Origin of the sequence: Mycobacterium sp., assembly GCF_019243155.1 — a bacterium.
Taxonomy (GTDB): Bacteria; Actinomycetota; Actinomycetes; order Mycobacteriales; family Mycobacteriaceae; genus Mycobacterium.
The window spans coordinates 1-5460 of record NZ_JAFAUS010000190.1; the positions used below are offsets into that span (position 1 = coordinate 1).

Sequence of the window (5460 nt, forward strand, 5' to 3'; positions counted from 1 at the left end):
CCGTGCGGCAACCCAGATGGCCAGAGTCCGCGCGGCCCGCGGCATGAAGGTGGCGCAGCCTAGCAAGCACATGATCTTCACCGGGCCGCCCGGCACCGGAAAGACGACGATCGCCCGGGTGGTCGCCAATATCCTTGCGGGACTAGGTGTCATCCCTGAGCCGAAGCTCGTGGAGACATCCCGCAAGGATTTCGTCGCGGAGTTCGAAGGACAATCGGCGGTCAAGAGCACCAAGACCATCGATCGTGCCCTCGGCGGCGTGCTGTTCATCGACGAGGCCTACGCCCTGGTGCAGGAAAGAAACGGGCGCACCGACCCGTTCGGGCAAGAGGCGCTGGACACCCTGTTGGCCCGGATGGAAAACGATCGCGACCGGTTGGTGGTGATCATCGCGGGTTACAGCGCCGACATCGATCGCCTGCTGGAAACCAATGAGGGCTTGCGGTCGCGGTTCGCCACTCGCATCGAATTCGACACATATTCGCCGGACGAGATTCTGGCGATCGCCAAAGTCATTGCGGCGAGCAACGACTCGGCGCTGAGCTTGGGGGCCGCCGACAACCTCCTGCAGGCCGCGAAGCTGCTGGACCAGCAGCGGGTGCGCGGCAAGCCTGCTTTGGACATCGCGGGCAACGGTCGCTACGCGCGCCAACTCGTGGAAGCCGGCGAACAGTATCGCGACATCCGCCTGACCCGGGCCGTCGACTTCGAGAGTCTCGACGAGGACCGCCTGCGGGAGATCAACGACGAGGACATGACCGAGGCGATCGCGGCTGTCCACGGACGCCTCAACATCACCGAGTGACGTATGGCAAGTTTTCGTCTCACCACCAAGGTCCAGGTAAGCGGCTGGCGTTTCCTGCTTCGTCGGCTGGAACACGCCATCGTGCGGCGCGACACCAGGATGTTCGACGACCCAATGCAGTTCTACAGCCGATCGGTGGCACTCGGCGTCGTCGTCTCGGTGTTGATCGTCGTGGGCGCCTTGGCGATGGCGTACTTCAAACCGCAGGGAAAGCTCGGCGGCGGCAATCTGTTCGTCGACCGCACGACGAACCAGCTCTATCTGAAGGTGGCGGGGCAACTGCACTCCGTCTACAACTTGACCTCGGCTCGTCTGGTCCTGGGCAACCCGGCCGACCCGACGACCGTCAAGTCGGCCGAGCTGAACAAGTTGCCGAGGGGCCAGTCCGTCGGCATCCCCGGTGCGCCTTATGCGACGCCCGTTTCGTCGGACTCCTCGTCTGTCTGGACGCTGTGCGACACCGTCACAAGAGCCGAAAGCATCAACCCCACAGTGCAAACCGCGGTCATAGCGATGCCCGTGGTCATCGACTCCTCGGTCGATCCGATCCTCCCGAACGAGGCGTTGCTCGCGTCGTATCAGGGCAAGGACTGGGTGATCACCGCCAAGGGCCGACATGCCACCGACCTGAGCGATCGCCCGATGACGTTCGCCGTGGGCATCCGCGGGACCGCCAAGCCGAGTCCGCTCTCCACGGCCATGTTCAACGCGCTGCCCGACGCCGGCTCCTGGCAGCTGCCTCCGATCCCCGGCGCGGGGTCGCCTAACACCCTGGGCCTGCCGGAAGGGCTGGTGATCGGATCGGTCCTGCAGATCCATTCGACATCGGGCACCAAGTATTTCGTGGTGCTGCCCGACGGTGTCGCCGCCGTCAACGCAAACACCGCGGCGGCGCTGCGCGCCCTCGACTCCTATGGCCTGGTCGATCCCCCGGCCGTGGTCCCGAATCTGATCGTCAAAATTCCCGAAGTGCTCTACGGCTCACCGCTGCCCGACGAGCCGGTCAAGATCGTGTCCCGACCGCACGACCCCACGCTGTGCTGGACCTGGGAACGCAAGACCGGGGACCACAACCCGAAGACCGCGGTGCTGACCGGAAGGCATCTGCCGATACCGGCCTCGGCGATGAGCGACGGCATCAAGCAAATCCAAGGGGCCGCAACGGTTTACCTCGACGGTGGAAAGTTCGTGCAACTTCAGTCCCCCGACCCCCGGTACGGGGAGGCCCTGTATTACGTGGACCCGCAGGGTGTGCGCTACGGGCTGCCCGATCAACAGACCGCGTCGGCGCTGGGCCTGCCATCCCCGAAAACCGCTCCGTGGGAGATCATTCGGCTGCTCGTGGACGGTCCGGTGTTGTCCAAGGAGGCGGCGCTGCTGGAGCACGACACGCTGCCGACCGACCCTAGTCCCCGAAAGCTGCCTGGGGGCACACCCTCGTGACGACCAAGAAGTTCACCCCGTCGATCGCCCGCGGCCCCCGGCTGACCCCGGGAGAGATCAGCGTGACGGCGCCCGAGGATCTCGGCGTGGACATACCGCCGTCGGGTTTGCAAAAGGCGCTTCCCTACGTGATGGGCGTCTGCATGCTGGGCATGATCGCGATCATGGTGTTGACGGGCACCAGGCAGCTGTCGCCCTACATGCTGATGATGCCGCTGATGATGATCATGATGTCGCTGAGCATGATGGCCGGTGGTGGCGGCGGCGGGAAGAAAGTTCCCGAAATCAACGCCGACCGAAAGGAATACCTGCGCTACCTGGCCGGACTGCGTCCACGGGTGACTGCTTCGGCCAACGCGCAGGTGTCGTTCTTCAGCTTCCACGCCCCGCATCCCGACGACCTGTTGTCGCTCATCGGCACGCCCCGTCAATGGTCTCGGCCCGCCAGCGCCGATTTCTACGCCGCGACCCGCATCGGAATCGGCGACCAGCCGGCGGTGGACCGGCTGATGAAGCCGTCCGCTGGCGGCGAGCTTGCCGGCCCCAGTGCGGCCCCGCAGCCGTACCTCGAACCCGTTGCCAACATGTGGGTGGTCAAGTTTCTGCGCACCCATGGCCTCATCCATGACTGCCCGAAACTGCTGCAGCTGCGCACCTTTCCCACGATCGCGGTGGGCGGCGACCCGGCAGAGTCCGCCGCACTGCTGAGGGCGATGATCTGCCATCTCGCCGTTTTCCATCCACCGGATCTCCTACAACTACGGGTGGTCACCGAAAACCCCGACGATCCGGACTGGTCGTGGCTCAAATGGCTTCCGCACCTTGCGCATCCGACCGAAACCGACGCTGCCGGCCCCGTCCGGATGATCTACGCCCGCCCCGAGCTGCTGGCCGATCTTGCCGGTCGCGGTCCGCACTCACCCGACTCGCTGCCCGGAGGGCCGTATGTCGTGGTGATCGATCTGACCGGCGGCAAGGCGGGGTTTCCGCCTGACGGCCGGGCCGGCGTCACGGTGATCACGCTGGGCAATCACCGCGGCTCGAACTATCGCATCCGCGTAGCCGAGGACGGGACTGCTGACGACCGGCTGCCGGGCCAGTCGTTTCGTGAAGTGACGGCGAGAGCCGACCGCCTGTCCCCGCCGCAGGCCGCCCGGATCGCGCGGAAGCTCGCCGGCTGGTCCATCACCGGCACCATCATCGACAAGAAGAGCACCGGCGTTCAGAAAAAGGTTGCGACGGAGTGGTATCAGCTCGTCAACGCGCAGAGCGTCGAGGAGGTGACGCCGGCCCGTTGGCGGATGTATACCGACAAGGACCGGGACCGGCTGAAGATTCCGTTCGGTCACGAACTCAAGACCGGCAACATCATGTACCTCGATATCAAGGAGGGCGCCGAATTCGGCGGGGGCCCGCACGGCATGCTCATCGGAACCACCGGCTCCGGAAAGTCCGAATTCCTGCGCACCCTGATCTTGTCGCTCGTCGCGATGCACCATCCGGATCAGGTGAATCTGCTGCTCACCGACTTCAAAGGCGGGTCGACGTTCCTCGGCATGGAGAAGCTCCCCCACACGGCCGCGGTCATCACCAACATGGCCGAGGAGGCCGAGCTCGTCAGCCGGATGGGCGAGGTGCTGACCGGTGAGCTCGACCGCCGCCAGACGCTGCTGCGCCAGGCCGGAATCAAAGTCGGCGCGACCGGCGCGCTGTCCGGCGTGGCCGAATACGAGAAGTACCGCGAACGCGGCGCCGAACTTCCGCCGTTGCCAACGCTTTTCGTTGTTGTCGACGAGTTTGCAGAGCTGCTGCAGAGTCACCCCGACTTCATCAACCTGTTCGACCGGATCTGCCGCGTGGGCCGGTCATTGCGCGTGCACCTCCTGCTCGCAACGCAGTCGCTGCAAACGGGCGGTGCCCGCATCGACAAGCTGGAGCCCAACCTCACCTATCGCATTGCGTTGCGCACCACCAGTTCTCACGAATCAAAAATGGTGATCGGAACCCCGGAGGCCCAATACATCACTAACAAAGAAAGCGGTGTCGGGTTCCTGCGGGTGGGCATGGAGGACCCGGTCAAGTTCAGCACGCTCTACACCGGCGCCGCATACGTTCCGCCGGTCCGGGGCGACGCCGATGGTGACGGTAACGGGGCCGGGCCGCACGCCGGCCCGAAGCCGATGCGGATTCAGCAATTCACGGCGGCTCCGGTTCTCGACGAGGTGGCGTTATGACTGTCGAACCCAAGGCGCGGGCGCTCAGCGAGGTGGTGCTGGACCAACTCAGCACCACCGAGTCACGGGCGTACAAGATGTGGCTGCCGCCGTTGAAGGACCCGACACCGCTCAACGAACTCGTCGAGCGTGATGACCGGCAGCCGTTGCGGTTTGCGCTGGGCATCATGGACGAGCCGCGCCGGCACCTGCAGGGCGTATGGGGGGTCGACGTGTCCGGCGCGGGCGGCAACATCGCCATCGGTGGCGCACCGCAGACGGGGAAATCCACGCTGCTGCAAACCATGATGTTGTCGGCGGCCGCTACGCACACACCGCGCCAGGTCCAGTTCTATTGCATCGACCTCGGCGGCGGCGGGCTGATCTATCTCGACAACCTGCCCCATGTCGGCGGGGTGGCGACCCGCTCGGAGCCCGACCGGGTCATGCGCGTGATCGCCGAGGTGCAAGCCGTTCTGCGCCAACGCGAAGCCACCTTCAAGGAGCACCGGGTGGGGTCCATCGCGATGTACCGGCAGCTGCGCGCCGACCCCAACCAACCCGTGGCGGCCGATCCGTTCGGCGATGTCTTCCTGGTCATCGACGGGTGGCCGGCATTCGTCAGCGAGTTTCCCGACCTCGAAACCCCCGTGCAGGAACTGGCCTCGCAGGGCCTGTCGTTCGGGGTCCACACGGTGATCACCACTCCACGTTGGACGGAGCTGAAGTCGCGCGTCCGTGACTACCTCGGCACCAAGATCGAATTCCGGCTCGGCGATGTCAATGACACCCAGATCGACCGCGCCACCCGGGACATCCCGGCCAACCGTCCCGGCCGCGCCATGTCGGTGGAGAAGCACCACCTGATGATCGGCGTTCCCAGGTTCGATGGCGTGCACAGCGCGAACGACTTGGTCGAGGCAATCACGGCGGCACTCAATCAGGTTGCGGCCCAACATATCGACCGGGCGCCGCGGGTCAGGGTCCTGCCGGAACGGA

4 protein-coding genes are annotated in these 5460 nt (G+C 65.3%); all 4 read left to right on the forward strand.

Features of this window, described 5'->3' with window-relative positions; genetic code table 11:
• On the forward strand, positions 1-805 hold an 805-nt coding region (locus JOZ00_RS09305), incomplete at its 5' end, for an AAA family ATPase (protein ID WP_293342873.1).
• A gap of 3 nt (positions 806-808) precedes the next feature.
• Positions 809-2248, forward strand: coding sequence for a type VII secretion protein EccB (eccB, locus tag JOZ00_RS09310; protein ID WP_293342876.1), 1440 nt, complete (start codon positions 809-811; stop codon positions 2246-2248).
• Positions 2245-4482, forward strand: coding sequence for a type VII secretion protein EccCa (gene eccCa / locus JOZ00_RS09315; RefSeq protein ID WP_293342878.1), 2238 nt, complete (start codon positions 2245-2247; stop codon positions 4480-4482). The genes eccB and eccCa overlap by 4 nt, the downstream gene beginning before the upstream one ends.
• A partial coding sequence (eccCb, locus tag JOZ00_RS09320) for a type VII secretion protein EccCb (protein WP_293342881.1) occupies positions 4479-5460 on the forward strand: 982 nt, incomplete at its 3' end. The genes eccCa and eccCb, both read left to right, overlap by 4 nt.

Coding starts and splice junctions, on each gene's coding strand:
- eccB (WP_293342876.1), top strand. CDS start 809: ATGGCAAGTTTTCGTCTCACCACCAAGGTCCAGGTAAGCGGCTGGCGT.